This window comes from Pseudomonas sp. TE3895 (assembly GCF_056278855.1).
Genome location: NZ_JBWBQE010000001.1, coordinates 3,603,754 through 3,629,291, shown reverse-complemented (window position 1 = coordinate 3,629,291; position 25,538 = coordinate 3,603,754). Strand labels below are relative to the sequence as shown.

Here is a 25,538-nt window from a genome sequence, read left to right as displayed (position 1 = left end):
CAGGGAGCACCGGCCCTTTCAGGTTGGCGACGGGAGCAGGGTCATGAGCAAGAAAATTCTGGTGGTGTTGACCAATACAGCGAAGTATCCAACCCTCAAACGGGCGACCGGGTTGTGGCTGGGTGAAGCCGTTCACTTTGTCGAGAAAGTCGAGAAGGCCGGCTACACGGTCGATTATGTCAGCCCACAGGGCGGTTACGTTCCCGTCGACCCGAAAAGCCTGCAGATGGCCCCTGATCTGGACTGGCAGTGGTACGACGACAAGCGCTTCCTGACGCGACTGGGCAGGACCTTGGCCCCAGGGCAGGTGAAGGCCGATGAATACAGCGTCATCTATTACACCGGTGGGCATGGGGTGATGTATGACTTCGCAGAAAACCATGCTCTGCAGGAACTGGCGCGCAAAATCTACGAAAAAGGTGGCATTGTCGCAGCAGTCTGTCACGGCGTAGTCGGCCTGCTGAACATCAAGCTGAGTAACAACTGCCTGCTCCTCAAAGACCGCAAGGTGACCGGCTTTTCCAACATAGAGGAAAAACTGGCCGAACTGGACGACGTAGTGCCGTTCTTGACGGAGAACGAACTTGGGGCGCGCGGCGGTGAGTACAGCAAACATGATGAGCCGTGGAAGCCGTACGTGGTCGACGATGATAGGCTGATCACCGGGCAGAACCCCGCTTCCACTGCCTTGCTGGCCGAGACAGTGCTCAAAAAGCTCAAGGGCAGTTAGCTACATCAAGGCGCTCGCTTTCCTACCGCTTCAACTGCAGCCGGACTACAGCAGCCCGGTCAGCAAATACATAGGCTCAGGGCTCAGCTGTTCACCACGGACAGTTTCAGAGCGGAGAACTATTAGCCTATGTCGAAAATCATGCACGCGGGGCGCAGCATGGTGGAGCTGCTGCTGCTCATTGCAGTGGCGCTGGTGCCTGTGGTTTCCGGTTTGCTGGTGATGGCTTTCCAGCTGGAAGCGAAACTTGCGGAAAACGCCAGCATTTCCGTTCAGGAGGCGGTTTTCAGCGTCGACAATGCACTGGACAGAATGCACGAGACGGCCCTGCGCACCCTGCCATTTGCAGGGGAATCTTGCGATAACGTCAAAAGTGCCTTGCAGGACCAGGTTGCCATTCGCTCAATGGTCAGGTCGCTGACCTTGCTCAAAGACAATCAACCCTACTGCAGCACGGCTTCAGGTTCGCTGGAGCATTATTCATCCTTCGCGTCGTCCGGCCAGCGAGTCGCACTGTCCTACGGCCCTCCTGATACGCGTCAGAAGCTGCTGGTCGACTTTCACCAGAAGGGCAAAAGCAATAGCGTAATCGTCACCGCCTATGCCATGCAGATTCGCAACGAGCTGGATGGCTTTCTGGATGGGCTGACACTGCTGGTCGAATTTGGCGACCGCTACATATGGAGCAACGGTGACAGCCGTGACCTTGAGCGCCCTTCACAGTCCGAGTTCTTTACAAGCGCAATGTCGGCCAAGTATGGATACACGGTCAAAGGTGGCTACCCAGAGGGTTTCACCGCTCAGGAAATCCGCCAGTCGGTGCTGCAGATCGTCCCCTCGCTGATGCTGGTGGGGATCGTGACCGGCTCGATCGTCTACCTGGCCCTGTTCAGGGCACGTGCCAACAGGCGGGGTACCGCCGCCGAACGAACATGACGACGACGGTACTCCAGGGGCGATCAGTCTGTGCTCAGCACGCCACGGCGTACCTGGTCACGTTCGATGGATTCGAACAGCGCCTTGAAGTTGCCCTCACCGAAGCCATCGTCACCTTTGCGCTGGATGAACTCGAAGAAGACCGGGCCAAGCAGGGTTTCCGAGAAAATCTGCAGCAGCAGGCGCTTGTCTTCGGGCTGCGAGGCGCCATCGAGCAGGATGCCACGCGCTTGCAGTTGGTCGACCGGCTCACCATGGCCAGGCAGGCGCTCTTCCAGCATTTCGTAGTAGGTTTGCGGTGGCGCGGTCATGAAGCGCATGCCCAGCCCCTTCAGGGCATCCCAGGTCTTGAGCAGGTCATCGGTCAGGAAGGCTACGTGCTGGATACCTTCACCGTTGAACTGCATCAGGAACTCTTCGATCTGCCCTGCGCCCTTGGACGACTCTTCGTTGAGCGGGATGCGGATCATGCCATCAGGCGCAGTCATGGCCTTGGAGGTGAGGCCGGTGTATTCGCCCTTGATGTCGAAGTAGCGGATTTCACGGAAGTTGAACAGCTTCTCGTAGAACCCGGCCCAGTAGGCCATGCGCCCACGGTAGACGTTATGGGTGAGGTGGTCGATGATTTTCAGGCCAGCACCCACCGGGTTGCGATCCACGCCTTCAATGAAGTTGAAATCGATGTCGTAGATCGAACTGCCTTCCTCGAAGCGGTCGATCAGGTAGAGCGGTGCCCCCCCGATACCCTTGATCGCAGGCAGGCGCAATTCCATCGGGCCGGTTTCGATTTCTACCGGCTGGGCGCCCAGTTCCAGGGCGCGGGCATAAGCCTCATGGGCATTGCGCACGCGAAAGGCCATGCCACATACCGACGGGCCGTGTTCAGCGGCGAAGTACGAGGCGATGCTTTTGGGTTCATTGTTCAGGATCAGGTTGATGCCACCCTGGCGATACAGGTGCACATCCTTGGAGCGGTGGGTGGCCACTTTGGTGAAACCCAGTATCTGGAATACAGGCTCAAGTACGCCAGGGGTCGGCGAAGCCAGTTCGATGAACTCGAAGCCCATCAGGCCCATTGGATTGTCGAAGATATCAGCCATGTTCGTGTCCTCATCTGCTGCGAAAATTATAGATTGCGTAGGATGTGGAACAGAAACGGCGGTGAGCACGGGATACCGCGCACGCTGCGGGCGAGGAAGTCACCTATGATCAGCTTGAACCCATGGTATGTCATATGGACCCATTCTCGGCGGGCTTGATCCTTCGGAGGTGAAGGACCTTATTGTTGTATTCGTAAATCGATTCTACATTGCGTAAAATGGTTTGTCGCGTTTTAGTTGCTCGTACGCGGCGACAAACGGCTATCCTCTCGTTTTACGCCATGATAGTCAGGTCAGCATGCCCCTTACCGTCAAACGCCGCGCCGCACTCAGCTGGCGCACGCTCTTGCCTTGGGTCGTCGGCGTGCTGCCGGTCATGTGCGGCCTGGCCGTGATGAACTGGCAGGTCGAGCGTGAAATGCAGGCCAGCAGCCACGCCACCACCCGCCAGGCGTTGGAGCACGTCGAACACATCCTCGACAACCTGTCCCGTGCCGCCAATTCGCTACTTCCACTGACTGACCGTTCATGCGAGCAGGCCCAGCTTATGCTGCGGGCCCAGGTTACCCGCAATGCCTTCGTGCGCTCGACCAACCTGTTCAGGCACAACAACCTTTATTGCACCTCGCTGTTCGGCGAGTTCGAAGAACCGGTCAATCCTGGCGATTACGTCGACGGCAAGTTATGGCTGATGGACGGCAACTCGGTTACGCCGGGCCACCCGCTGCTGGTCTACCGTGCCAGCGACGGCGACCACGGCGCAATCACCACGGTGGACGGCGACCACCTGCTAACAGCACTGCGCCTGATCGGGCCCGATGAAGAACTGCAAATCCGCGTGGGCGACGCCTGGATGGGCAAGGACGGCGTGGTCCACAAAGGTGTCTCCCCTGCCGCCCCCAGTGCCAACGTGCTGATAGGCTCGACGCGTTACCCTTTCAGCGTGCAGGGCGGCTACAGTGCCGACAAGCAAGGCCAACTGTTACGCAGCCACTACCCTGGCCTGGTTAGTCTGTTGCTGGTACTGGGTGCCCTGGCGGCACTGGTGTGCCGCTGGCAGATTCGCCGCGCCACCTCTCCGCGTGCCGAACTGGACCGTGCCCTGCAGGCCGATGAGTTCCTGCCGTATTTTCAGCCGGTGGTGCGCAAGGGCGATTACCGCTGGGCCGGTGCGGAAGTGCTGATGCGCTGGCACCACCCACGAGAAGGCCTGGTTCGCCCCGACCTGTTCATCCCCTATGCCGAACACAGCGGGCAGATTGTCGCCATGACCCGCGCGCTGCTGACACATACCGCGCAAAGCCTGGCGCCCTATGCCGGCCTGTTGGAAGACGGCTTCCATATTGGTGTCAACATCACCGCTGACCACTGCCGCGATCTCAGCCTGCTGGATGACTGCCGCACGTTTCTGCAGCACTTTCCGCCCGGCCGGGTCGTGCTGACCCTGGAACTGACAGAGCGCAAGCTGATCGAGCCCACGCCGGTCACCCTTGAGTTGTTCGAAAAGCTGCATGCTATGGGCGTGATGATTGCCCTCGACGACTTCGGCACCGGCCAGTCGAGCCTCAACTACCTGCGGCAATTCAAGGTCGACTACCTGAAGATCGACCAGAGCTTCGTTGCCATGATCGGCGCCGATGCGCTGTCTGTGCACATACTCGAGACCATCATCGAGCTATCGGGAAAGCTGGACCTGGGCATCGTTGCCGAGGGTGTGGAAACCGACCTGCAGCGCGACTACCTGGCCGCGCATGGGGTGGACTTCCAGCAGGGTTACCTGTTCGCCAGGCCCATGCCGGCCGCCCAGTTCCTCGCAGCCCTGGCCACTCGCCCGAGCGCAACGCAGTTGCCGCAAGATGCGCCCCCTGAGATCATGCGCGGCTGATCAACCCGCTCAATTCCCGTATTCGAGGCATTCGTGTCAAAAGGCATTGTTTCATCGGTCATGGCGTCCTGCCTGTTCGCTGTGATGTACTTCTATACCTCCCTGCTCAAGCCACTCGATGGCGAAGAAATCTTTGGCTGGCGCACCCTGCTGACACTGCCCTGCCTCACCTTGTTCATGCTTGTCTCGAAAGACTGGAAGCGGGTGGGCGAACTGATGGGCCGGGTAAAACGCACGCCGGTGCTGTTGCTCGGCATGATCGGCACGTCCTGGCTGATGGGGGTGCAACTGTGGCTGTTTCTCTGGGCGCCCCTGCATGGGCGCAGCCTGGAAGTGTCGATGGGTTACTTCCTGCTGCCACTGGCCATGGTCCTGACCGGGCGGCTGGTCTATGGCGAGCGGCTGTCACGCCTGCAGACGGTAGCCGTGGCCTGCGCCGCACTGGGCGTAGGCCACGAGCTGTACCAAAACGGCAGTTTTGCCTGGGAAACCCTGCTGGTAACGATCGGCTACCCGATCTACTTCGTGCTGCGCCGACGCTGCCGCACCGACCACCTGGGCGGCCTGTGGTGCGACATGTGCCTGCTGCTACCGTGGGCGCTGTACTTCGTGATCCAGAGCCCACTTTCCAGCGCTGACCTGCAAGCACACCCCGGGCTGTATGTGTTGGTCCCGATCCTTGGCGCGATCAGCGCTTCGGCGCTTATCGCCTACGTGCTGGCCAGCCGCATGCTGCCATTCAGCCTGTTCGGCCTGCTCAGCTACGTCGAACCCGTGCTGCTGGTGGGCGTGGCGTTGCTGCTGGGCGAAACCATCGGCCCGGATCAGTGGCTGACCTACCTGCCAATCTGGGCCGCAGTACTGGTGCTGGTGCTAGAGGGCTTCAAGCACCTGCTACGTCAGCGTCGCCGTTCGGTGTAAGCCGAACCTGGCGTACCCGTCGCTCTTCAACCGCCTCCACGGTCAGCATCCAGCCATTCCAGGCTAGCCGGTCACCGACCATCGGCAGGCGGTCGAGCAAGCTCATCACCAGGCCCGCAAGGGTCTGGTAATCCTCGGTAGCACGGGCGCTGAAGCCAGTACGCGCCTGCACCTGGCTGAGGTTCAGCGCGCCGCTGACCACAAAGCCTTCGCCCTCCTGAACGATGCCCGGGCCTTCAACTTCACTGGCATCCGGCAGCTCACCGGCAATCGACTCAAGGATGTCGGTCATGGTCAACAGCCCGGTGAAGTCACCGAACTCGTTGACCACGAAGGCAATGTGGGTCGACTGACCGCGCATTTGCTCCAAGGCATTGAGGATGCTGAAGCTCTCCAGCAGGTTCAACGGCGCCCGGGCCATGCTTTCCAGATCGGGCTGGCTGCCCGAGAGCAGTTCCTTCAGCAGTTCCTTCTTGTGCACAAAGCCCAAGGGCTCGTCCACGCGACCATCGCGGATCAGCGGCAGGCGCGAGTACGGCGAATTGGCCAGGGCCTGGGCAATGGCGTCGGCCGGTTGCGCCAGGTCGATCACATCAACCTCGGCACGGGCAGTCATCACCGTACGAATCGGCCGCTCGGCCAGGTTCAGCACGCCGCTGATCATGACCCGCTCACGGCGGTCGAACAGCACCTGCTCGCCGCCACCTTCGACCAGATCGGCAATCTCCTCGCCGACCTCGTCAGCCTCGACCCGGCGGCCGCCCAGCAGGCGCAGCACGGCATGGGCAGTGCGTTCACGCAACGGCTTGTGCTGTTGCAGGCTGCGCTTGCGACGGGCGCGCGCCAGCTGGTTGAACAGCTCGATCAGGATCGAGAAGCCGATGGCCGCGTACAGGTAGCCTTTCGGGATATGGAAGCCCAGGCCTTCGGCGGTGAGGCTGAAACCGATCATCATCAGGAAGCCCAGACACAGCATGATCACCGTGGGGTGGGCGTTGACGAAGCGGGTCAGCGGCTTGCTGGCAACGATCATGATACCGATCGAGAAGATCACCGCGATCATCATCACGGACAGCTCATCGACCATGCCCACCGCCGTGATCACGGCATCCAGCGAGAATACCGCGTCCAGTACCACGATCTGGGCAACGATCGGCCAGAACGCGGCATGGCGCAGCGTGCCACTGGCCTGGCTCACGTGACCTTCCAGGCGTTCGTGCAGCTCCATGGTGGCCTTGAACAGCAGGAACACACCACCGAACAGCATGATCAGGTCACGGCCAGAGAAGCTCTTGCCGAACACTTCGAACAGCGGTGCGGTAAGGGTGACCATCCACGAAATGCTGGCCAACAGGCCCAGGCGCATGATGAGCGCCAGGCTCAGGCCAATGACCCGCGCGCGGTCGCGCTGATGGGGCGGCAACTTGTCGGCAAGGATGGCGATGAACACCAGGTTGTCGATACCCAGCACCAGCTCGAGGACGATAAGCGTCAACAGGCCTAGCCAGGCCGTGGGGTCGGCTAGCCATTCCATTAGCGGGTACTCACGTGGGACACGTCACAAGGACGGGAGAAGGATGGCCAGAAAGGCCGAAGACTGGGGGGCTCCGCGAAGGTGCTCATATAGACCTTGATAACAAATTGGGAGAACGATGCTACAAGCACAGCAGGTTTCTGTTGTAGCGCAAAACTATTACAAAACCTGTAACGACCCTGCAACGCCCTATCGCCCCGCGGGAGCGCGTCGTGCGCGGGTACTTTTGTTCAATACATCAGACCGTCGGCGACGCGAGGATGACGCCTCTCCAACCACGTGGATCTTCCTCATGAGCCTGTACCTGTCCATGGCCGCCTTCGCCCTTGCGGCCTCGATCTCCCCCGGCCCGGTCAACATCGTCGCCCTTGGTAGCGGTGCCCGCCATGGCCTGCGCGCCAGCGTTGCACATGTCGCCGGCGCCACGCTGGGGTTCTGCCTGTTGCTGGTGCTGGTCGGGCTGGGCCTGCATCAACTGCTGCTTCGCTGGCCTTTGCTGGGCCTGATGTTGCACTGGGGCGGTGTGGCGTTTCTGCTGTACATGGCGTGGAAGCTGGCCAGTGACGACGGTAACCTGAACAACGCACAGCCTACCCAAGCCCCTTCAGCCTGGCACGGCGCAGCAATGCAGTGGCTGAACCCCAAAGCCTGGTTGGCAGCCGTTGCCGGGGTGGGTGCCTACACCGGTGGTGAACAGCACTTGCTGTGGCTGTTTACCTGGATCTATGGCCCAATCTGTTTCATCTCGGTGGCCTGCTGGGCCTGGGCCGGCAGCGTGATTCGCCAGTACCTGGACAACCCACGTCACCTGCGCATGCTCAATCGGAGCCTGGCCGTGTTACTGGTCGCCAGCGCGGTTTACCTGATCCTTTAAGGCTTGCACGGCTCCTGCAGGAGCGCCCAGGCTAGCGACGGCATTTCTGTAATGCCCCGGTGTCGCCGCCAGGTGCTGTTTGAATGCCCGCTGCAGGTGTGCCTGATCAGCGAACCCGGCCTCCTGTGCAACTTCAGCAATTGAGCGGCCCTGGCGCAACTGGGCCCGGGCCAGTTGCACGCGCTGGTCCAGCAGGTAGCCATGCGGCGTCAGGCCGAAGCGTTGGCGAAACGCACGAATCAGGTAGGAGCGGGACAGGCCGCAAGCCCCGCAGATGTCTTCGAGGCTGAGCGGGTCACTGCGGTGGGCGCGTATGAAAGCAGCCGCTGCATCCAGCCGTGGATTGCCCTGGTCAATCTCGCTGGCATTACGGGCAAGCATGCCCGGCAGCTCGCTGAACAGGGCCGCCAGGCGGGTTTCCCGATCAGGCAGCCTGGCGTCGAACAGGTCGGCAAAGGCCTGCAACAGCCGCCCGTACAACACAGGTGAGCGGGCCCAGGTCTGTGTTGGCAGGGTAAAACCCACTGCCTGCAACCAAGGCTGATCGACGAACAGCATCAGGTAAGACCAGGGTTCCCCGGCAACAGGGTTGCAGGTATGCACCACGCCCGGGTTCATCAACACCGTGGTACCCGCCCCCACCTCAACGCACTGGTCACTGTTGATGTAAGTGCTACGCCCCCCCGTGATCACCCCGATGGAGAAGCTCTCGTGAGAGTGCGCGGCGTAGCACACCTTGCGCCCGTCCCCTACTCGTCGGGCTTCGACGAACGGCAAGGCAGGGTCGCGCCAAAACCGTGATACCTCGATCATCCTCTACTGCCCTGCCCGCCGCTGATCCATGCAGGGATACTACACACTTATCGAGGGAACAGATCCAGCGTGCGCTCCACTTCGTCAATATCGATCCTGAAACCATCGCCTTCCGGGAGGCCTACCACAAAGCCAAAATGCTGGTGGTCACGATCCGTCAGGTATTTGTAGTAACTGACGAAACGGTTCGGCGGCTGCAAAGTCAGCAGGCAGCCGCCAGCCTGCAGTACGTTCACGCCATGCACCAACTGGCTACCCTCCACCCCGATGACCACTTTAGCCCCGGCGCACGCCGCGACAATGCTCGGCACATCGGACTTCAGCGGATTGACGATGCGAAAACCGCGGGTCGTGCGCAAGTGTTCGGCAAGCTCCAGCTCGTTGCGCAACAGGCGCAGGTCACCATCACCGCCCCGCAACAGGAAAACCCCCGGGTGCTGCGTGTGCGTCACATGCGACAGCAGCTTGTCACCCATGGCTCGGTAGCGAGCATGCCGGCTGCGGTTGTTGCTTTGGTCATCGAACAGCACCAGCTCACGGAAGAACGCACTGCGCAGGCGCAAAGGCTTCATGTCCAGCCAGTCTTCATAGGCCGGTGCCTGGGTAAACAGCGGATACCTGGCAGAGGGGGCGGTGGTCACCGGGATGCCCTCGTTGCAGGCCAGCGCATAGGTCGGACAATCTTCCATCAACCAGGTGCCGAACCAGGCGTTACCGTTTTGCGTGCAGTAGATTGCAGCGCGGTCGATTTCATGGTCGATGAGGATGGTCGGGAAGGTACTTGGCTTCTGTGACAGCCAATGGCTGGCCTTGCCCTTGTACAATGCCCCCTCGATCAGCCATACATCCTTGATCAAGTAGCCGCGGGTTGGCCCTTGCAATGTGTTGACGCCTCCCTCCATGGTCTGCGCCGGGTGCACGTAGGGGTAAAACCGCTTGCCTTCCCAGCCCGTCACCCGCTCCAGCTGACCAGGCAGGAAAATGGCCGGCGGCGAAACCGTGGCTTCGCCCGGGGCGATTTCCCAGCACTTGGTGGCGACGCTCTTGAGATCGATCGCCGTTTTTCCACCCAGCCGTTTGCGCGCCATGTGGCGGTAGGCGGCCAAGGTCCAGCTGTGTTGCCTGGCTGCGGGCGATGCACTGAACTGCGAGATGTCGCTTCCCATGAAGCGTCCCCCCTGATGACGAAGACTGGAGCCCGGCGCCCGGCGCCAGATCAAAGCATCCCTGGCAGTTACTCAACTACTCGTGACTCTTTCCATAGTGGGCGGTGACTGCAAGCTGGCGTAACGGCTGCGCAACGTTTGCACAAACGGTTCGCCTGCCCCGCTGCCTCCGTAGAGATAAATCTTGTGCAGGCCACCAAACACCATTTCGTGATAGCGGCTGGCAACTTCCTCATCGCTTGGGCCATCCGGGAGCCCCAGATGCAACGTCAGCTTGTCGCCTTCGACCGCGAACATCGGCGTATCCCACAAGAACTTTGCCGTACCGGTCTTGGGCAGGCGGACAAACAGGTACGCATGGTTACCCAGCGAATCGATATCACCACCGCGGCGGCGCTTCCACTTCAGCAGGCCGTCGTCCGGGCGCGCTAGACACAGGCCGATGTCGTAATAATCGAAGCCCTGCTCCAGTGCCCATTCAAGCGCCATGAAGGTGGTGATCGAATTCACCTCGCGCAGTTTCTTCGCATCGGAAAACACCGCCTCGCAATAGCCAAAGCGCAACGTGCTCCAGTAACGCTTGCCGCCGCGTACCACTTCACACCCCAGGTGACAGCCGATCACTTCATCGCCCAACATGATCAAGTCAAGCCGGCCGACACTCTTGGCAATACGGAACACCTCTTCGGTAGGAAACTGCGCGGCATGAATGCCCTGCCGGGCCGAAGCATAAGGGCGCAGCAGATCCCGGTCGGCCATGGCGATTTCTTCGTCCGAAAGGGCTTGGCGCATGTGATACAGCGGTCGGTTCTTGCGAATGCTGCGCCGCAGTTCGCTGTCATAGCGCGCAGTGATGTCCTCCAGCGGTCGCCCCAGCGGCACCACGGCGCTCAGGTAGTGCGGCACTGACAGCGCCCCCGACGTGGGCATTTCGCTGATGACCACGACGTGGCTGGCAGCCGCCGTGGCACTTGCACCGTCCACGATCGATGCGCTGCCCTGGCCCTTGCCCCCAATCAGCAGCTTGGCCATTTCCCGTTGCTGCTTGCGGCCGATGTAGAGGATTTCGTACGGGCTCTCCTGTTGCGGGCGAAACCTGGCGACTTCCCAACGCCAGAGACAGGCACGCGCCATCATTTCTCGCATTTTGCTGGCCAGCAGCCTGATTTCGTAGCGCATGGAGGGCGACAGGAGCTTGCGCGCCACAGTCGTCAAGGTCTTTTTCATTTCTTCTTCGACGTCCTTTTGAAGTGCACTATTGGCCAATCGGAAAAAGAGAAAAATCCAGCAAAAACACTTAACACTTTGATTTTTATAGTATGGCTTACAACTTTCTAATCACATTCAGTAACAATTTAAGATGCCTGCAAAGGCTTTGGCAAGCGGCTTCTGGCTGACTTTAGATCAAGTTTCATGGCGTCAAATTCCCCGCATCAAACCGACGCTCAACAACACATTTGCTATAACCGTGCCCATCAAGCTCCGCTGGCCACTTCGCTATCCATGAATAACCTTTGACAACTTGCATCAACGTCTCTCAGGCCGCTGACGGATTGCCAGGCAGGCATGGATGGCCATGTTGAACCAGACTGGTGTTTTTCCGGCAGCCAGTGCATGCTCGCAGCTGAAACGATTCAACTGACTTGAAAACCGCCCTTTGATGTGAGGTGCAGTACCCATGGACCGTTTGCTCGATTCACTCTTCCCCAGCGCCGAGAACATCCCGGAAACCTGGCGCCTGGGAGCCCCACTGGAACAACGCGACTACCTGGTCAACGGTGAGCTCAGGCGCTGGGACGGCCCGTTGGCCACGGTGCGCAGCCCGGTGTGGCTCAAGCAAGGCGAAGAAGAGCATCAGGTCATACTGGGCAGCGCCCCGCTGCTGGATGCCGAGACCGCGCTGACCGCCCTCGATGCTGCCGTGCAGGCCTATGACAAAGGCCGTGGCGCCTGGCCGAACATGCGCGTGGCCGAGCGTATCCAGCATGTGGAATCCTTCCTTGCCCGCATGCGTGAACAGCGCCAGGCCGTGGTCAAGCTGCTGATGTGGGAGATCGGCAAGAACCTGAAGGATTCAGAAAAGGAATTCGACCGCACCTGCGACTACATCGTCGACACCATCAACGCCCTCAAGGACCTGGACCGCCGCTCCAGCCGCTTCGAGCTGGAACAAGGCACCCTCGGCCAGATCCGTCGCGCCCCGCTGGGCGTGGCCCTGTGCATGGGGCCCTACAACTACCCACTGAACGAGACCTTTACCACGCTGATCCCGGCGCTGATCATGGGCAACACGGTGGTGTTCAAGCCAGCCAAGTTCGGCGTACTGCTGATCCGCCCCTTGCTCGAAGCGTTCCGCGACAGCTTCCCGGCAGGCGTGATCAATGTCATCTATGGACGCGGCCGGGAAACGGTGAGCGCGCTGATGGCCAGCGGCAAGGTCGATGTATTCGCCTTCATCGGCACCCACAAGGCCGCCAGCGACCTGAAGAAACTGCACCCACGCCCGCATCGTCTGCGCGCCGCACTGGGCCTGGACGCCAAAAACCCAGGCATCGTGCTACCCCAGGTCGACCTCGACAACGCTGTCGAAGAGGCCGTCACCGGGGCGTTGTCGTTCAACGGCCAGCGCTGCACGGCACTGAAGATCCTGTTCGTGCACGAGGATGTGGTCGAGGCCTTCCTCGACAAGTTTCAGCACAAATTGGCGGCGCTCAAGCCCGGCATGCCGTGGGAACCTGGCGTGGCGCTGACACCGTTGCCCGAGCCTGGCAAGGTCGACTACCTCGATGGCCTGGTTGCCGATGCGACGGAAAAGGGCGCGCGCGTGCTCAACGAAAATGGCGGGCACAGCCGCGGCTCATTCTTCTACCCGGCCTTGCTGTACCCGGTCAGCCGAGAAATGCGCGTGTACCACGAGGAGCAGTTCGGCCCGCTGGTACCGGTGGTGCCCTACCGCGACCTGCAGACAGTGATCGACTATGTGCTGGACTCCGACTACGGCCAGCAACTGAGCCTGTTCGGCAACGACCCGGCCACCATCGGCAGCCTCGTCGACATCTTCGCCAACCAGGTCGGGCGCATCAACATCAACGCTCAGTGCCAACGCGGGCCTGACACCTACCCATTCAACGGCCGCAAGAACAGCGCCGAGGGCACGCTCTCGGTGGATGACGCTTTGCGTGTGTTCTCCATCCGGACGCTGGTCGCCACCCGCTTCCAGGAGGCCAACAAAGCGCTGATCAGCGAGATCATTCGCAACCGCCAGTCGAGCTTCCTGACCACCGACTACATCTTCTGACCGCCGCGCTTATAGACAATCGATCTAGCGTCACTGTCGATTTTCCATCTGGGCGAACGACTCTAAGCAACAGGGCGCCTTTCGGCGCCCATTGCACAGGAGAGTCGAACATGGCAGTCAAACCCATCCCCGAAGGCCAGCACAGCATCACGCCCTACCTGGCCATCAACGACGCCGCCAAGGCCATCGAGTTCTACAAGCAAGCCTTTGGGGCGGTGGAAATGTTCCGCCTCGATGCCCCAGGCGGTCGCGTTGGCCATGCCGAACTGAAAATCGGCGATTCGTCGCTGATGCTCGGCGACCCTTGCGACATGGAGGGCGGCCTCACCGCCAGCCAGAAGCTCAGCGGTGCAGGTGTAGGCCTGCACCTGTATGTTGAAGACTGCGACAAGGTTTACGCCCAGGCCCTGGCTGCCGGGGGCATCCAGTTACATCCCTTGACCGACCAGTTTTATGGTGACCGCAGCGGCACCCTGAAAGATCCGTTTGGCAACATCTGGTTCGTGTCCACCCACAAAGAGGACCTGACCCCCGACGAGATTCGCGCCCGTGCCGCGAAGATGTTCGGCGGTAGCCAAGCGGCGAGTTGAAAGCCGCGCGACTTTGCTTGAAGCTTGAGGCTCGTAGCTTGGAGCTGCTTCATGCGAATCATCGACAAAACCGCCACCCAGGTGCGCAGCCTGACCCCCGCTGAAGAGGAACTGCTGGTCGGCTTTGCCACCGGCAGCCTCGCCGGCCCGCGCCTGCTACAGGCCAACCAGCTACTGATGAAAGTACGCAACGCCAACCAGTGGCTGGCTTGCGACTGCCGCAACGATGCCTTGCCGGTGCTCAATGTCACCCTCAACGGCAGCACCGGCACACTTTTCCTCAAGAACAACCCGGGCACCGCCGAGCACGCGCCTGGCTGCCCGTTCACCAAGGACGAGCGGGAAGCCGCCGAACGTGAAAACGACTCCGCACCACCCGCCGCCTGGCTGCCACCCGATACACCCTTGCGCCTGATCAGCGACTTCCGTGCTGGCACGGCCGGTGGCGCCGGCGATGGCAACGACAGACGCGAACAGCAGCGCCTGCTGTCACTGCTGCTGACCTGGATTGAAACCAGCGGGCTCAACCTCTACGCCACCCACTTGAAAAAAGACCTGACCACGCAGTTTGCCGAGTTGCGCAGCGTGGCCAGCCGCTATCCGTTGCTGGAGCGGGTGCCCGCCAGCAACTACCTGGAAACCCGCCTGGACATGAAGCACATGATGATGCTCAAGTCCCGCCTGCGCGAAGCCTCTGTGTTCGGCAACCATCGCCGCCATGGCCTGCTGCTGGACTGCGTCGACCAGATCAAAGGGCGCAAGTTGTTCAACAACCGCAGCGAAGACGGCTTCGACTTCCACGGGCATCACCTGTACTGGGGCGGGAGCCGCACCACCGGGCCGTTGCTGGCGCTGATGATCTACTCGCCGACCAGCGCCGGTAGCCATTTCTATGAGCTGATTCATGTGGCCAGTGTGCCCGTGCTGTCGCGCGCGCATCTGTTCCCGGTGTACCGCGATGAAGAGCGCGAGCCGCTCAAGGCATTGGTGTCGCTGATCGACTGGATGGCCAGTAAAGGGGTGAAAGTGCAGATGCGTCGCCCCGTGATCGGTGGGCAGGTGATGGATGAACTGGTGCTGACCTCGGACCAGGACCGGGTGTTGTCAGTGTCGCTGCTGGAACAGCCCATCGGCCCCGAGCCGGATACCGAGAACTTCAAGCGCTACGCCGACTTCAAAAGCCTGGAAACGTTCCGCAAGTTCGTTGCTGGCTTTTTCATGCGCGAGCGTTGAAACCCACTCGCTGGCTCGCGCAGTTCCCTGTAGGAGATCGCCCTGCCCTTTGGGCGGGGCGGTCACGCAGCGAACACAGGCGGCAAGCGGTTAGACAAGCGTGCATTGGCCGCACAGGTGCCTCAGCCCAGGAACAGCTTGTACGCCGGGTTGTCAGTCTCGTCCCAATACCGGTACCCCATCTCGTCCAGCGTCAACGGCAAGCTCGCCAATTCGTCCGCTGGCACTTCCAAAGCAGCGAACACCCGCGCCTCCGCCGCACCATGGTTGCGGTAATGGAACAGGCTGATGTTCCAACGTTTGCCCAACCGCTCCAGAAACCCCAGCAACGCCCCTGGCCGTTCGGGGAACTCGAAGCGCAGTACCCGCTCATCAGCCCCTGACGCGGCATGCCCGCCCACGGTATGGCGCACATGCAGCTTGGCCAGCTCGTTGTCGGTCAGGTCCAGCACGCTGTACCCCTGCTCCCGCAAGCTGGCCAGCAACTGCTCACGGGGGTCGTGCACCGGGTGGGTCTGCACGCCCACGAACAGGCGCGCCTCCTTGCCAGGGTAGAAGCGGTAGTTGAATTCGGTGATCTGCCGCTTGCCCAGTGCCTGGCAAAAGGCCCGGAAGCTGCCCGGCTGTTCCGGAATTGTCACGGCGATGATCGCCTCGCGCTGCTCACCCAGCTCGGCCCGCTCGGCCACATGGCGCAAGCGGTCGAAATTGACGTTGGCCCCGGAGTCGATGGCCACCAGGGTCTGCCCCTGCACACCTTCACGCGCCACGTACTTCTTGATCCCGGCAACGGCCAAGGCCCCGGACGGCTCGGTGATCGAACGGGTGTCGTCGTAGATATCCTTGATCGCCGCGCACAGCTCGTCACTGCTCACCGTCACCACCTCGTCGACGAAGTGGCGGCACAGCTCGAAGCAATGGGCGCCGATCTGCGCCACCGCCACGCCGTCGGCAAAGGTGCCGACCTGCGGCAGGATCACGCGCTCGCCGACGGCCATGGCAGCCTGCAGGCAGTTGGAATCTACCGGCTCGACGCCGATCACCTTCACGTCAGGGCGCAGGTACTTCACATAGGCGGCGATCCCGGCGATCAAGCCGCCACCGCCCACGGGTACAAAGATCGCGTCCAACGCCCCCGGGCGCTGACGGAGGATTTCCATGGCCACGGTACCCTGCCCGGCGATCACATCCGGGTCATCGAACGGTGGCACGAAGGTCGCGCCTTCGCTGTCGGCCAGCTTCAGTGCATGGGCCAGCGCATGCGGGAAGCTCTCGCCATGCAGCACCACATGCCCGCCGCGCGAACGCACACCTTCCACTTTCAACGATGGCGTGGTGGTGGGCATGACGATCGTTGCTTTGATACCCAGATGCGATGCCGCCAAGGCCACGCCCTGGGCGTGGTTGCCCGCCGAAGCGGTGATCACCCCGCGCTCACGCTGCACATCGGTCAGACGCGACAGGCGGGTGTAGGCACCGCGGATCTTGAACGAAAACGTAGGCTGCAGGTCTTCGCGCTTGAGCAATACCTGGTTGCCAAGGGCGGCAGACAAGGCCGGGGCCGCTTGCAGGGGCGTTTCGATGGCCAGGTCGTACACCGGCGCGGCAAGAATGCGCCGCACCTGCTCCGACAGCAGTTGCTGGGGGGTGACGGTAGTACGAGGGACACTGAAGCTGGTCATCGATGACTCCTTGGCTGTTTTTACGTTGCCCAGGAGTCAGAGAGAAAAAACCCGCCTCCAGGGCGGGTTCGGTGCACGTACGCGCTAGCCCGCCAAGCTGATAATGGCGGTAATAATAATGGCGTTCACGTGCGGGAATGTATTCATGGGGTGGGAACTTAGCCTGCCTCGCAGCCAGAAGTCAACACTTGGCCTGCTGCGCCGAAAGCGGCACATCGAACACCTTGTCGAAGCCCCACTGGAAGACAAAGGCGTAAACGAAGAAAAACACGAACAGCGCCAGGTTGGTCAGCAGTGCCGCCCACAGGCTCACGTCCAGCCAGTACGCCACCAGCGGCAGCAGAATCACCACCAGCCCACCCTCGAAACCCAGCGCATGCAGCAGGCGCCGCAAGAAGGTGCGCTCACGCTTGTGCTGGCGCGCTTCCCAACGTTCGAACACCCAGTTGTAGCCCATGTTCCAGCTCATCGCGATACCCGACATCAGCACCGAGAGCACGGTCGACTGCGCCATGCCGGCGCCGAACGCCAGCTCCAGCGCGGGCGCCACACAGGCGACGGCGATGGCCTCATAGAGAATGGCCTGGACGATCTTGCGGGCCTTGCCTTGCATGTTCAGCTCCCTGAATGAACGACCTGTAAAGCTACAAGATGTAGCCCCCAAGAAAAAGCCCGAACGCTGGACAACTTCGCGCTTGGCTGCCCGGCTGTGAGGTGAAGCGTTCGCGATAGGCGTTGAAGGGCTGGACCCGCTGGGGCCGAGCAACGCGTGGCGGCGCCGTCCCTGCCCAGGTGTTGCAGGAAGCCAAGACCGCTTTGCGTTGGGATCAAGCCAGCAGGCAGAACAGGCGAAACATTATCCGGCGGGTAAACGAATCCTGAACTGCGCCCCACCCAGCGCCGACTGCGCCAGGGTCAAGGTACCGCCCTGCCCCTCGATCGCCCGGCGGCTGATTGCCAACCCCAGGCCAAAACCACCGGTGTTGCGATCGCGACTGCGGTCCAGACGGTAGAACGGCTGGAACACCCGCTCGCGCTCCTCCACAGGGACGCCAATCCCGTCATCCTCCACCGTCAGCAAGCAGGCGCCATCGGCTTCCAGGCGCAAGCGCAGCAACAGGCTTTCATCGCAATAGCGCATGGCATTGCGCACCAGGTTCTGCACCGCGCGCGCCGTCAGTCGCGGGTCCAGTACAAAGCGCGGCAACTCACCCTCGGCCCGCACCTCCCATTGGATACCCCGGCCATCGAGTTCCTCGGCAAAGCCGCCAAGCACACTGTCGACCAGCTCCAGCAGCGATACCTCCACCCGCTCCCGCGCCTGATCGGCATTGTACAACCGGCTGTAGGACAGCAGCTCCAACACCAGTTCATCCAGCTCGCGCACATGCCCGACCAGCTCCAGCAGGCGCTTGCGGCTGGCTGGCGGCACTTCGTCGAACAGCAGCACCAGGCCGAAGTCCAGCCGGGTCAGTGGCGTGCGTAACTCGTGCGATACCGCATTGAGCAGTTCACGCTGCTGGTTGACATGGCGTTCCAGGTCACTGGCCATGGTGTCGAATACCCCGGCCAGCTCACCAATGTTGGAGTGAGGCGAAATGTGCGTACGCTCGGCCATCTGCCCCTGGCCCAAGCGCCGAGCGGTCTCCTTGAGGCGCTCCAGATCACGCCAGTGCGGCCATACCCACAGCAGCAGGCAGCCCAGCATGGCTGCACCAATCAATACGGTCACGCCCCACGACAGCACGTTGATGTCCAGCGGGTCCGGCGGGGAATGCAGGCGTACCAGCCACTCCTTGTCCAGCGGCGCCAGCACCGTCTCGTAATAGCCCCACTCGGCAATGCGCACTGCGTACAGCCCCTGCGCCAGGCGCGCCTGCTCCTCATCGCTCAAACCGGCCTGATCCCTGCGCAGCAGCTGCAGCTCCAGCGGCGCGAAATCACTGGCCAGTTCCTGCTCCACCGCTGGCCACTGCTCGCGCGGGGCCTGGCGGAACTGGCGCACGATCAACGCTTGTACACCCTTGGCCTGGTCCAGGTTGTAGGCCATGAACCGGTCGCGGAACAGGCCGACAATGGTGTCAGGGATGAACAGCAATGCGCCGGCGTAGGCGACGATGATCACCAGGTACAACCGCACCAGGATCTTGAGCATGGCCGATCAGCACTCCCACTCGACACGGCTGAACAGGTAGCCCTTGCCCCACACGGTCTTGATCTTGCGCGCTTCGCCGGCGTTGTCGTCGAACTTGCGCCGCAGTTTGGAAATGGCCACGTCAACGGAGCGATCGGTGCCATTGAACTCGATGCCGCGCAGTTGTTGCAGGATACGGTCGCGGTTCATCACCTCACCGGCATTGCGCGCCAACACCACCAGCAGGTTGTACTCGCCGCTGGACAGCTCCACCTCCTCGCCGCGCCAACTCACCGTGCGCTCGGCCAGGTCGATGCGCAGGCCACCAATCAGGATCAGGTCGTTTTCCAGGCGCGGTTCGTTGACACTGCTGCGGCGCAGCAGCGTGCGCACGCGGGCCAGCAGCACGCGTGGCTCACAGGGTTTGGTCACGTAGTCGTCGGCCCCCATTTCCAGGCCAAGCACCTGGTCATGGCTGTCGTCGCGGGCCGTCAGCATGAGGATTGGCAGGGTCTGCGACTCCTGGCGCAGCAGCCGGCACAGCTGCAGGCCATCGATGCCCGGCAGCATCAGGTCAAGGATGACCAGGTCAGGCCTTTGCCGACGGTACTCGTCCAGTACATGATCGCCCCGGGCGATCACCTGGACATGGAAGTCGTTGCGTTGCAGGTAGCTGGCGATCAGCTCGGACAGGGCGCTGTCGTCCTCGACCAGGAAAATGTTCGGCATAGGTGCTTGGGCGTCTGGGTTGAAGTAAGCCTGTGGCGAGCACTTCGCGGGTAAACCCGCTGCTGCAGGTCCCCGTAGGAGCGGGTTCACCCGCGAAGAGGCCAGCACAGGCCCATGCAGAATATAGAACCCAACCACTCGACAGGATCATTCTTCACACTTTTTCACACTCGCCCTACAGGTATTAACAGCCGCCCAGGCAGCGTCTGCCTTAGCATATACACGGTCATCATCGGAAGATCCGCATGCCTACTACCCTCTCCCCGTGCCTGCGCCCGTTGGCGCTCATGGCATTGCTGAGCCTGTCCCTGGCCGGTTGCAGCGACAGCGCCGAGCCAGACGAACAGGCACCCACTGCGCAAGTGCGCGTGGAAACCCTGCAACTGCAGCCACTGGCCATCAGCAGCGAACTCAGCGGCCGTATCCTCGCGCCACGCACCGCCGAAGTGCGTGCGCGGGTCGCAGGCGTGGTGCTCAAGCGGGTGTACCGCGAAGGCAGCGACGTCAAGCAGGGTGATGTACTGTTCCTGATCGACCCGGCACCGTTCAAGGCCGACCACGACAGCGCCCGCGCCACGCTGGCCAAGGCCGAGGCCACCCGGTATCAGGCGCGCCTGCAAGAGCAGCGCTACCGCGAGCTGGTCGACGACAAAGCCGTCAGCCGCCAGGAATACGACAACGCCAAGGCCAGTTTCCTGCAGGCCGATGCCGAAGTGGCCGAAGCCAGGGCGGCGCTGGAGCGCGCCCGGCTGAACCTCGGCTATGCCACCGTGACCGCGCCGATCTCCGGCCGTATCGGCCGCGCCCAGGTCACCGAAGGCGCGCTGGTCGGGCAAAACGAAACCACCCCGCTGGCGACCATCCAGCAGCTGGACCCGATCCATGCCGATGTCACCCAGTCTACCCGTGAGCTCAACGCGCTGCGCCGCGCCCTGCGCGCTGGCGAATTGCAGCAGGTGGGCGACGGCCAGGCACGCGCCACGCTGATCCAGGATGACGGCAGCGCCTACCCGCTGCCGGGCAAGCTGCTGTTCTCCGACATCAGCGTCGACCCCAGCACCAACCAAATCACCCTGCGCAGCGAGTTCCCCAACCCGGACCTCGACCTGCTGCCTGGCAGCTACGTGCGGGTACGCCTGGAGCAAGCGGTGCAACCCAAGGGCCTGAGCGTGCCGCAACGCGCCATCCTGCGCGACAGCGCCGGTGTGCCCAAGGTGCTGGTGGTAGACCAGCACGCCCGGGTCAGCGACCGCCAGGTTGTACTGGGCAGCGCCCAGGGTGACCGCTGGGTCGTCAGCGAGGGCCTGGCGGCCGGCGAACGGGTGGTGGTCGAGGGCCTGCAGCACGTCAAGGCCGGTGACCAGGTGCAGGTCGACAACGCACCCGCTGCCCCACCCATCGCACAGCATACCGGCCAGTGAGGGCCTGATTCATGCCGCAATTTTTCATCGATCGCCCGGTATTCGCCTGGGTGGTCGCACTGTTCATCCTGCTGGCCGGCGCGCTGGCCATCCCGCAACTGCCGGTGGCCCAGTACCCCAACGTGGCGCCGCCGCAGGTGGAAATCTACGCCGTGTACCCGGGCGCCTCGGCGGCGACCATGGACGAAAGCGTGGTCAGCCTGATCGAGCAGGAGCTCAATGGCGCCGACAGCCTGCTGTACTTCGAGTCGCAGAGCAGCCTGGGCAGCGCCACCATCACCGCCACCTTCGCCCCGGGTACCCACCCGGACCTGGCCCAGGTCGACGTGCAGAACCGCCTGAAAGTGGTCGAGTCGCGCCTGCCGCGCCCGGTCACCCAGCAGGGCCTGCAGGTAGAGAAAGTGTCCACCGGCTTTCTGCTGTTGGCCACCCTCACCTCCGAAGGCGGCAAGCTCGATGAAACCGCGCTGTCGGACATCCTTGCACGTAACGTGATGGACGAAATCCGCCGCCTCAAGGGCGTCGGCAAGGCCCAGTTGTATGGCTCCGAACGCGCCATGCGCATCTGGATCGACCCGCGCAAGCTGATTGGCTTCAACCTCACGCCCAACGATGTGGCCGAAGCCATCGCCGCGCAGAACGCCCAGGTGGCCCCTGGCAGCATCGGCGATCTGCCCAGCCGCAGCACCCAGGAAATCACCGCCAACGTGGTGGTCAAAGGCCAGTTGAGCAGCCCCGAAGAGTTTGCTGCCATTGTCCTGCGTGCCAACCCGGACGGCTCCACGGTCACCATCGGGGATGTCGCCCGGGTTGAAATCGGCGCCCAGGAATACCAGTACGGCACGCGCCTGAACGGCAAACCGGCCACGGCCTTCAGCGTGCAGTTGTCACCCGGCGCCAACGCCATGGAAACCGCTACCCTGGTACGTGCGAAGATGCAGGACCTGGCGCGCTACTTCCCGGAAGGCGTCAAGTACGACATTCCCTACGACACCTCGCCGTTCGTCAAGGTGTCGATCGAGCAGGTCATCAACACCCTGTTCGAAGCCATGCTGCTGGTGTTCGCAGTCATGTTCCTGTTCCTGCAGAACCTGCGCTACACGCTGATCCCGACCCTGGTCGTGCCAGTGGCATTGATGGGCACCTTCGCCGTGATGCTGGCCATGGGTTTCTCGGTCAATGTGCTGACACTGTTCGGCATGGTACTGGCCATCGGCATTCTGGTCGACGATGCCATCGTGGTGGTGGAGAACGTCGAACGCATCATGGCCGAAGAAGGCTTGCCGCCCAAGGACGCCACACGCAAAGCCATGGGCCAGATCAGCGGTGCAATCGTCGGCATCACGCTGGTGCTGGTGGCGGTATTCCTGCCCATGGCCTTCATGCAAGGCTCGGTGGGGGTGATCTACCAGCAGTTCTCGCTGTCGATGGCGGTGTCGATCCTGTTCTCGGCGTTTCTCGCCCTCAGCCTGACCCCGGCATTGTGCGCCACCCTGCTCAAGCCCGTGGCCAAGGGCGAGCACCATGAACGCAAAGGCTTCTTCGGCTGGTTCAATCGCCGCTTCGAACGCATGAGCAACGGCTACCAGCGCTGGGTAGTGCAGGCGCTCAAGCGCAGCGGCCGCTACCTGCTGGTGTACGCGGTGCTGCTGGCGGTGCTGGGCTACGGTTTCAGCCAGCTGCCTACGGCGTTCCTGCCTACCGAAGACCAGGGCTACACCATCACCGACATTCAACTGCCGCCGGGCGCCAGCCGCATGCGCACCGAACAGGTTGCCGCGCAGATCGAGGCGCACAACGCCGAAGAACCGGGCGTGGGCAACACCACCTTGATCCTGGGCTTCAGCTTCTCCGGTAGCGGGCAGAACGCGGCGCTGGCCTTCACCACCCTCAAGGACTGGTCCGAGCGCGGCGCCGACGACAGCGCCCAGTCGATCGCCGACCGCGCGACCATGGCCTTCACCCAGCTCAAGGACGCGATTGCCTATTCGGTACTGCCGCCCCCCATCGACGGGCTCGGTGAGTCGACCGGTTTCGAATTTCGCCTTCAGGACCGTGGCGGCATGGGCCACGCCGAGCTGATGGCAGCCCGTGACCAGTTGCTCGAAAGCGCCAGCAAAAGCAAGGTGCTGACCAACGTGCGCGAAGCCTCGCTGGCGGAAAGCCCGCAGGTGCAACTGGAAATCGACCGCCGCCAGGCTAATGCACTGGGCGTGTCGTTTGCCGATATCGGCACGGTGCTGGACGTGGCCGTAGGCTCCAGCTACGTCAACGATTTCCCCAACCAGGGCCGTATGCAGCGGGTGGTGGTGCAGGCCGAAGGTGACCAGCGCAGCCAGGTTGAAGACTTGCTGAACATTCACGTGCGCAACGACAGCGGCAAGATGGTGCCACTGGGTGCGTTCGTTCAGGCCAGGTGGGTCAGCGGCCCGGTGCAACTGACCCGCTACAACGGTTACCCGGCGGTGTCGATCTCTGGCGAGCCAGCCGCCGGCTACAGCTCGGGCGAAGCCATGGCCGAAGTCGAGCGGCTGGTGGCGCAGCTACCGGCCGGTACCGGCCTGGAATGGACCGGCCTGTCATTGCAGGAGCGGCTGTCCGGTAGCCAGGCCCCCCTGCTGATGGCGCTGTCGCTGCTGGTGGTGTTCCTGTGCCTGGCTGCGCTGTACGAAAGCTGGTCTATCCCGACTGCGGTGCTGCTGGTCGTTCCGCTCGGCGTGCTCGGTGCGGTGCTGGCGGTGACCTTGCGCGGCATGCCCAACGACGTGTTCTTCAAGGTTGGCCTGATCACGCTGATCGGCCTGTCGGCGAAGAACGCCATCCTGATCATCGAGTTTGCCAAGCATCTGGTAGACCAGGGCGTGGACGCCGTCGACGCCGCCGTGCAAGCGGCCCGCCTGCGCCTGCGGCCGATCGTGATGACTTCGCTGGCGTTCATCCTCGGCGTGGTTCCACTGGCCATCGCCAGCGGCGCAAGCTCTGCCAGCCAGCAGGCGATTGGCACCGGGGTGATCGGCGGCATGCTCAGCGCCACGCTGGCGGTGGTGTTCGTGCCGGTGTTCTTCGTGGTGGTGATGCGCCTGTCACAGCGACGCCAGGCGCATGACAGCGACGGGCAACCCGTGCCCCGCGAAAGCTGACTGGACAAGCCCCGCGTGAAATGGGAGGGTTCCCGGCAATGACTGCCCGGAACCCTTTTTCATGCCTGATGCACTCCCCCCCTGCTCAATCCTCGTTCTCGCCGGTGGCCGCGGCCAGCGCATGGGCGGCCGTGACAAGGGCCTGGTGGACTGGCAAGGCGAGCCGTTAATTGCACATGTTCATCGCGCGGTGCGGCCACTGAGCGACGACTTGGTGATTTCCTGCAATCGCAACCAGGCGGCTTACCGAGCATACGCCGACCAGTGGGTGGGCGATGCAGAAGCCGACTTCCCCGGGCCGCTGGCGGGGGTGATTGCCGGGCTCAAGGTGGCACGTCATGCGTGGGTGGTGTTGCTGGCCTGCGATGCCCCCCTGGTTGATCGCGACTTGATCGAAGACCTGCTGCGGCTGGCAGTGGCCGGTAACAGCGCGGCAATGGTGCGTCAGCGTGGTTTTTGGCAGCCGATGTTCAGCGTGCTGCCCAAGCGGGTGTTGCCGGTGCTGGAGCAGGCCTGGGCAGCGGGTGAGCGGAGTTTGCAGAAGGCCTTGCTGCGCGAGGCGGTGCAAGGGCTGGAGTGCGCCGAGAGCGATCGCCGGCTAAGCAACTTCAACAGCCCGGAACGGCTGCAAGACTGAGGGCATGACACCGCCCCCACAGGTAAGCCACAACACTTCAGAACTGTGGTGACTTTGTAGGAGTGGGCATGCCCGCGAAGAAACCAACGCGGTCAGTGGCACCGGCTCTGCCGGTGTTCGCGGGTAAACCCGCGAATACGGTAGCGGCGGCAACGGTGAACGACGGGTGGGAATTGGCCAGCAGGCCCGGCCCTTTCGCGGGTAAACCCGCTCCTACGACGACCTGCGCCCAATCACCAATGTGGGTCCACAACCGTGGTAGGCGCGGGTTTACCCGCGAATACGGTAGCGGCGGCAACGGTGAACGACGGGTGAAGATTGGCCAGCAGGCCCGGCCCTTTCGCGGGTAAACCCGCTCCTACGACGACCTGCGCCCAATCACCATTGTGTGTCCACCCCCGATCTGGTGTAGGAGCGGGTTTACCCGCGAATACGGTAGCGGCGGCAACGGTGAACGACGGGTGGAGATTGGCCAGCAGGCCCGGCCCTTTCGCGGGTAAACCCGCTCCTACGACGACCTGCGCCCAATCACCAATGTGTGTCCACCCCCGATCTGGTGTAGGCGCGGGTTTACCCGCGAATACGGTAGCGGCGGCAACGGTGAGCGACGGGTGGGAATTGGCCAGCAGGCCCGGCCCTTTCGCGGGTAAACCCGCTCCTACGACGACCTGCGCCCAATCACCATTGTGTGTCCACCCCCGATCTGTGTAGGAGC

At 62.3% G+C, this 25,538-nt stretch carries 20 protein-coding genes; 11 read left to right on the top strand and 9 right to left on the bottom strand.

The window, feature by feature from the left end:
• Positions 1–43: 43 nt before the first annotated feature.
• Positions 44–730 carry a type 1 glutamine amidotransferase domain-containing protein gene (locus ACZ889_RS16325; RefSeq protein WP_180688185.1) on the top strand — a complete coding sequence of 229 codons (687 nt, stop codon included), beginning with the start codon at positions 44–46 and terminating at the stop codon, positions 728–730.
• A 129-nt stretch (positions 731–859) separates the two neighbouring features.
• On the top strand, positions 860–1,666 hold the full coding sequence (locus ACZ889_RS16320) for a CSS-motif domain-containing protein (RefSeq protein ID WP_003253863.1): 807 nt from the start codon (positions 860–862) through the stop codon (positions 1,664–1,666).
• Between the two features lie 23 nt (positions 1,667–1,689).
• Here ACZ889_RS16320 and hppD read toward each other — a convergent pair whose 3' ends face one another.
• Positions 1,690–2,766 (bottom strand): 4-hydroxyphenylpyruvate dioxygenase, encoded by a 1,077-nt coding sequence (gene hppD / locus ACZ889_RS16315; protein ID WP_003253865.1) that lies wholly within the window; start codon positions 2,764–2,766, stop codon positions 1,690–1,692.
• 298 nt (positions 2,767–3,064) lie between these two features.
• Between hppD and ACZ889_RS16310 the strand changes: the two genes are divergently transcribed.
• Positions 3,065–4,651 carry an EAL domain-containing protein gene (locus ACZ889_RS16310; RefSeq protein WP_180688186.1) on the top strand — a complete coding sequence of 529 codons (1,587 nt, stop codon included), beginning with the start codon at positions 3,065–3,067 and terminating at the stop codon, positions 4,649–4,651.
• Between the two features lie 33 nt (positions 4,652–4,684).
• Positions 4,685–5,572, top strand: coding sequence for an EamA family transporter RarD (gene rarD, locus ACZ889_RS16305; RefSeq protein ID WP_180688187.1), 888 nt, complete (start codon positions 4,685–4,687; stop codon positions 5,570–5,572).
• Here the strand turns inward: rarD and ACZ889_RS16300 are convergent.
• Positions 5,535–7,106 (bottom strand): TerC family protein, encoded by a 1,572-nt coding sequence (locus ACZ889_RS16300; protein WP_047605197.1) that lies wholly within the window; start codon positions 7,104–7,106, stop codon positions 5,535–5,537. The genes rarD and ACZ889_RS16300 overlap by 38 nt on opposite strands.
• A gap of 292 nt (positions 7,107–7,398) precedes the next feature.
• Here ACZ889_RS16300 and ACZ889_RS16295 point away from each other — a divergent pair, with 292 nt between their 5' ends.
• The gene (locus tag ACZ889_RS16295; RefSeq protein ID WP_014590819.1) at positions 7,399–7,980 is read left to right on the top strand and encodes a LysE family translocator; all 582 of its coding nucleotides are present in this window, start codon (positions 7,399–7,401) and stop codon (positions 7,978–7,980) included.
• On the opposite strand, the gene ACZ889_RS16290 is transcribed toward ACZ889_RS16295, so the two are convergent.
• From ACZ889_RS16290 to ACZ889_RS16280, 3 genes are all read right to left on the bottom strand, one after another.
• On the bottom strand, positions 7,945–8,793 hold the full coding sequence (locus ACZ889_RS16290; protein ID WP_476257571.1) for a helix-turn-helix transcriptional regulator: 849 nt from the start codon (positions 8,791–8,793) through the stop codon (positions 7,945–7,947). The two genes, ACZ889_RS16295 and ACZ889_RS16290, sit on opposite strands and share 36 nt — an antisense overlap.
• Positions 8,794–8,840: 47 nt before the next feature.
• On the bottom strand, positions 8,841–9,959 hold the full coding sequence (locus tag ACZ889_RS16285; RefSeq protein WP_180688189.1) for a glycosyltransferase 61 family protein: 1,119 nt from the start codon (positions 9,957–9,959) through the stop codon (positions 8,841–8,843).
• A 72-nt stretch (positions 9,960–10,031) separates the two neighbouring features.
• Complete coding sequence (locus tag ACZ889_RS16280; protein ID WP_476257570.1) at positions 10,032–11,186, bottom strand: hypothetical protein; 1,155 nt, start codon at positions 11,184–11,186, stop codon at positions 10,032–10,034.
• Between the two features lie 451 nt (positions 11,187–11,637).
• Between ACZ889_RS16280 and ACZ889_RS16275 the strand changes: the two genes are divergently transcribed.
• The 3 genes from ACZ889_RS16275 (at position 11,638) to ACZ889_RS16265 (ending at position 15,080) form a co-directional block, all read left to right on the top strand.
• The gene (locus tag ACZ889_RS16275) at positions 11,638–13,257 is read left to right on the top strand and encodes an NADP-dependent glyceraldehyde-3-phosphate dehydrogenase (protein WP_476257569.1); all 1,620 of its coding nucleotides are present in this window, start codon (positions 11,638–11,640) and stop codon (positions 13,255–13,257) included.
• Between the two features lie 110 nt (positions 13,258–13,367).
• Positions 13,368–13,847, top strand: a complete 480-nt coding sequence (locus tag ACZ889_RS16270; RefSeq protein WP_476257568.1) for a VOC family protein — start codon at positions 13,368–13,370, stop codon at positions 13,845–13,847.
• Positions 13,848–13,898: 51 nt separating this feature from the next.
• Positions 13,899–15,080 (top strand): hypothetical protein, encoded by a 1,182-nt coding sequence (locus ACZ889_RS16265; RefSeq protein ID WP_476257567.1) that lies wholly within the window; start codon positions 13,899–13,901, stop codon positions 15,078–15,080.
• A 122-nt stretch (positions 15,081–15,202) separates the two neighbouring features.
• Here the strand turns inward: ACZ889_RS16265 and ilvA are convergent, their stop codons facing one another.
• The 4 genes from ilvA to ACZ889_RS16245 form a co-directional block, all read right to left on the bottom strand.
• Positions 15,203–16,762: a threonine ammonia-lyase, biosynthetic gene (ilvA, locus tag ACZ889_RS16260; protein WP_003253886.1), complete on the bottom strand. Its 1,560-nt coding sequence runs from the start codon at positions 16,760–16,762 to the stop codon at positions 15,203–15,205.
• 181 nt (positions 16,763–16,943) lie between these two features.
• Complete coding sequence (locus ACZ889_RS16255) at positions 16,944–17,375, bottom strand: PACE efflux transporter (RefSeq protein ID WP_003253887.1); 432 nt, start codon at positions 17,373–17,375, stop codon at positions 16,944–16,946.
• 243 nt (positions 17,376–17,618) lie between these two features.
• Complete coding sequence (locus ACZ889_RS16250) at positions 17,619–18,917, bottom strand: ATP-binding protein (protein ID WP_003253888.1); 1,299 nt, start codon at positions 18,915–18,917, stop codon at positions 17,619–17,621.
• A 6-nt stretch (positions 18,918–18,923) separates the two neighbouring features.
• On the bottom strand, positions 18,924–19,625 hold the full coding sequence (locus ACZ889_RS16245) for a response regulator (protein ID WP_003253889.1): 702 nt from the start codon (positions 19,623–19,625) through the stop codon (positions 18,924–18,926).
• A gap of 245 nt (positions 19,626–19,870) precedes the next feature.
• On the opposite strand from ACZ889_RS16245, the gene ACZ889_RS16240 reads away from it, so the two are divergent.
• The 3 genes from ACZ889_RS16240 to mobA all read left to right on the top strand — a co-directional run bounded on the left by ACZ889_RS16240 (position 19,871) and on the right by mobA (position 24,823).
• Positions 19,871–21,046, top strand: coding sequence for an efflux RND transporter periplasmic adaptor subunit (locus tag ACZ889_RS16240; protein WP_185279343.1), 1,176 nt, complete (start codon positions 19,871–19,873; stop codon positions 21,044–21,046).
• An 11-nt stretch (positions 21,047–21,057) separates the two neighbouring features.
• The gene (locus tag ACZ889_RS16235) at positions 21,058–24,186 is read left to right on the top strand and encodes a multidrug efflux RND transporter permease subunit (protein WP_476257566.1); all 3,129 of its coding nucleotides are present in this window, start codon (positions 21,058–21,060) and stop codon (positions 24,184–24,186) included.
• A 61-nt stretch (positions 24,187–24,247) separates the two neighbouring features.
• A complete protein-coding gene (gene mobA / locus ACZ889_RS16230) occupies positions 24,248–24,823 on the top strand; it encodes a molybdenum cofactor guanylyltransferase MobA (protein WP_180688195.1) in 576 nt (191 codons plus the stop codon).
• Positions 24,824–25,538 lie beyond the last annotated feature (715 nt).

Excerpts from the sequence above, each read along its gene's own strand:
- ACZ889_RS16290 (WP_476257571.1), bottom strand. The coding sequence starts at position 8,793 with ATGATCGAGGTATCACGGTTTTGGCGCGACCCTGCCTTGCCGTTCGTC.
- ACZ889_RS16275 (WP_476257569.1), top strand. The coding sequence starts at position 11,638 with ATGGACCGTTTGCTCGATTCACTCTTCCCCAGCGCCGAGAACATCCCG.
- ACZ889_RS16320 (WP_003253863.1), top strand. The coding sequence starts at position 860 with ATGTCGAAAATCATGCACGCGGGGCGCAGCATGGTGGAGCTGCTGCTG.
- ACZ889_RS16295 (WP_014590819.1), top strand. The coding sequence starts at position 7,399 with ATGAGCCTGTACCTGTCCATGGCCGCCTTCGCCCTTGCGGCCTCGATC.
- ACZ889_RS16325 (WP_180688185.1), top strand. The coding sequence starts at position 44 with ATGAGCAAGAAAATTCTGGTGGTGTTGACCAATACAGCGAAGTATCCA.
- ACZ889_RS16285 (WP_180688189.1), bottom strand. The coding sequence starts at position 9,959 with ATGGGAAGCGACATCTCGCAGTTCAGTGCATCGCCCGCAGCCAGGCAA.
- hppD (WP_003253865.1), bottom strand. The coding sequence starts at position 2,766 with ATGGCTGATATCTTCGACAATCCAATGGGCCTGATGGGCTTCGAGTTC.
- ilvA (WP_003253886.1), bottom strand. The coding sequence starts at position 16,762 with ATGACCAGCTTCAGTGTCCCTCGTACTACCGTCACCCCCCAGCAACTG.
- ACZ889_RS16280 (WP_476257570.1), bottom strand. The coding sequence starts at position 11,186 with ATGAAAAAGACCTTGACGACTGTGGCGCGCAAGCTCCTGTCGCCCTCC.
- ACZ889_RS16300 (WP_047605197.1), bottom strand. The coding sequence starts at position 7,106 with ATGGAATGGCTAGCCGACCCCACGGCCTGGCTAGGCCTGTTGACGCTT.
- ACZ889_RS16240 (WP_185279343.1), top strand. The coding sequence starts at position 19,871 with ATGCCTACTACCCTCTCCCCGTGCCTGCGCCCGTTGGCGCTCATGGCA.
- ACZ889_RS16245 (WP_003253889.1), bottom strand. The coding sequence starts at position 19,625 with ATGCCGAACATTTTCCTGGTCGAGGACGACAGCGCCCTGTCCGAGCTG.
- ACZ889_RS16235 (WP_476257566.1), top strand. The coding sequence starts at position 21,058 with ATGCCGCAATTTTTCATCGATCGCCCGGTATTCGCCTGGGTGGTCGCA.
- ACZ889_RS16265 (WP_476257567.1), top strand. The coding sequence starts at position 13,899 with ATGCGAATCATCGACAAAACCGCCACCCAGGTGCGCAGCCTGACCCCC.
- ACZ889_RS16255 (WP_003253887.1), bottom strand. The coding sequence starts at position 17,375 with ATGCAAGGCAAGGCCCGCAAGATCGTCCAGGCCATTCTCTATGAGGCC.
- mobA (WP_180688195.1), top strand. The coding sequence starts at position 24,248 with ATGCCTGATGCACTCCCCCCCTGCTCAATCCTCGTTCTCGCCGGTGGC.
- ACZ889_RS16270 (WP_476257568.1), top strand. The coding sequence starts at position 13,368 with ATGGCAGTCAAACCCATCCCCGAAGGCCAGCACAGCATCACGCCCTAC.
- ACZ889_RS16250 (WP_003253888.1), bottom strand. The coding sequence starts at position 18,917 with ATGCTCAAGATCCTGGTGCGGTTGTACCTGGTGATCATCGTCGCCTAC.
- ACZ889_RS16310 (WP_180688186.1), top strand. The coding sequence starts at position 3,065 with ATGCCCCTTACCGTCAAACGCCGCGCCGCACTCAGCTGGCGCACGCTC.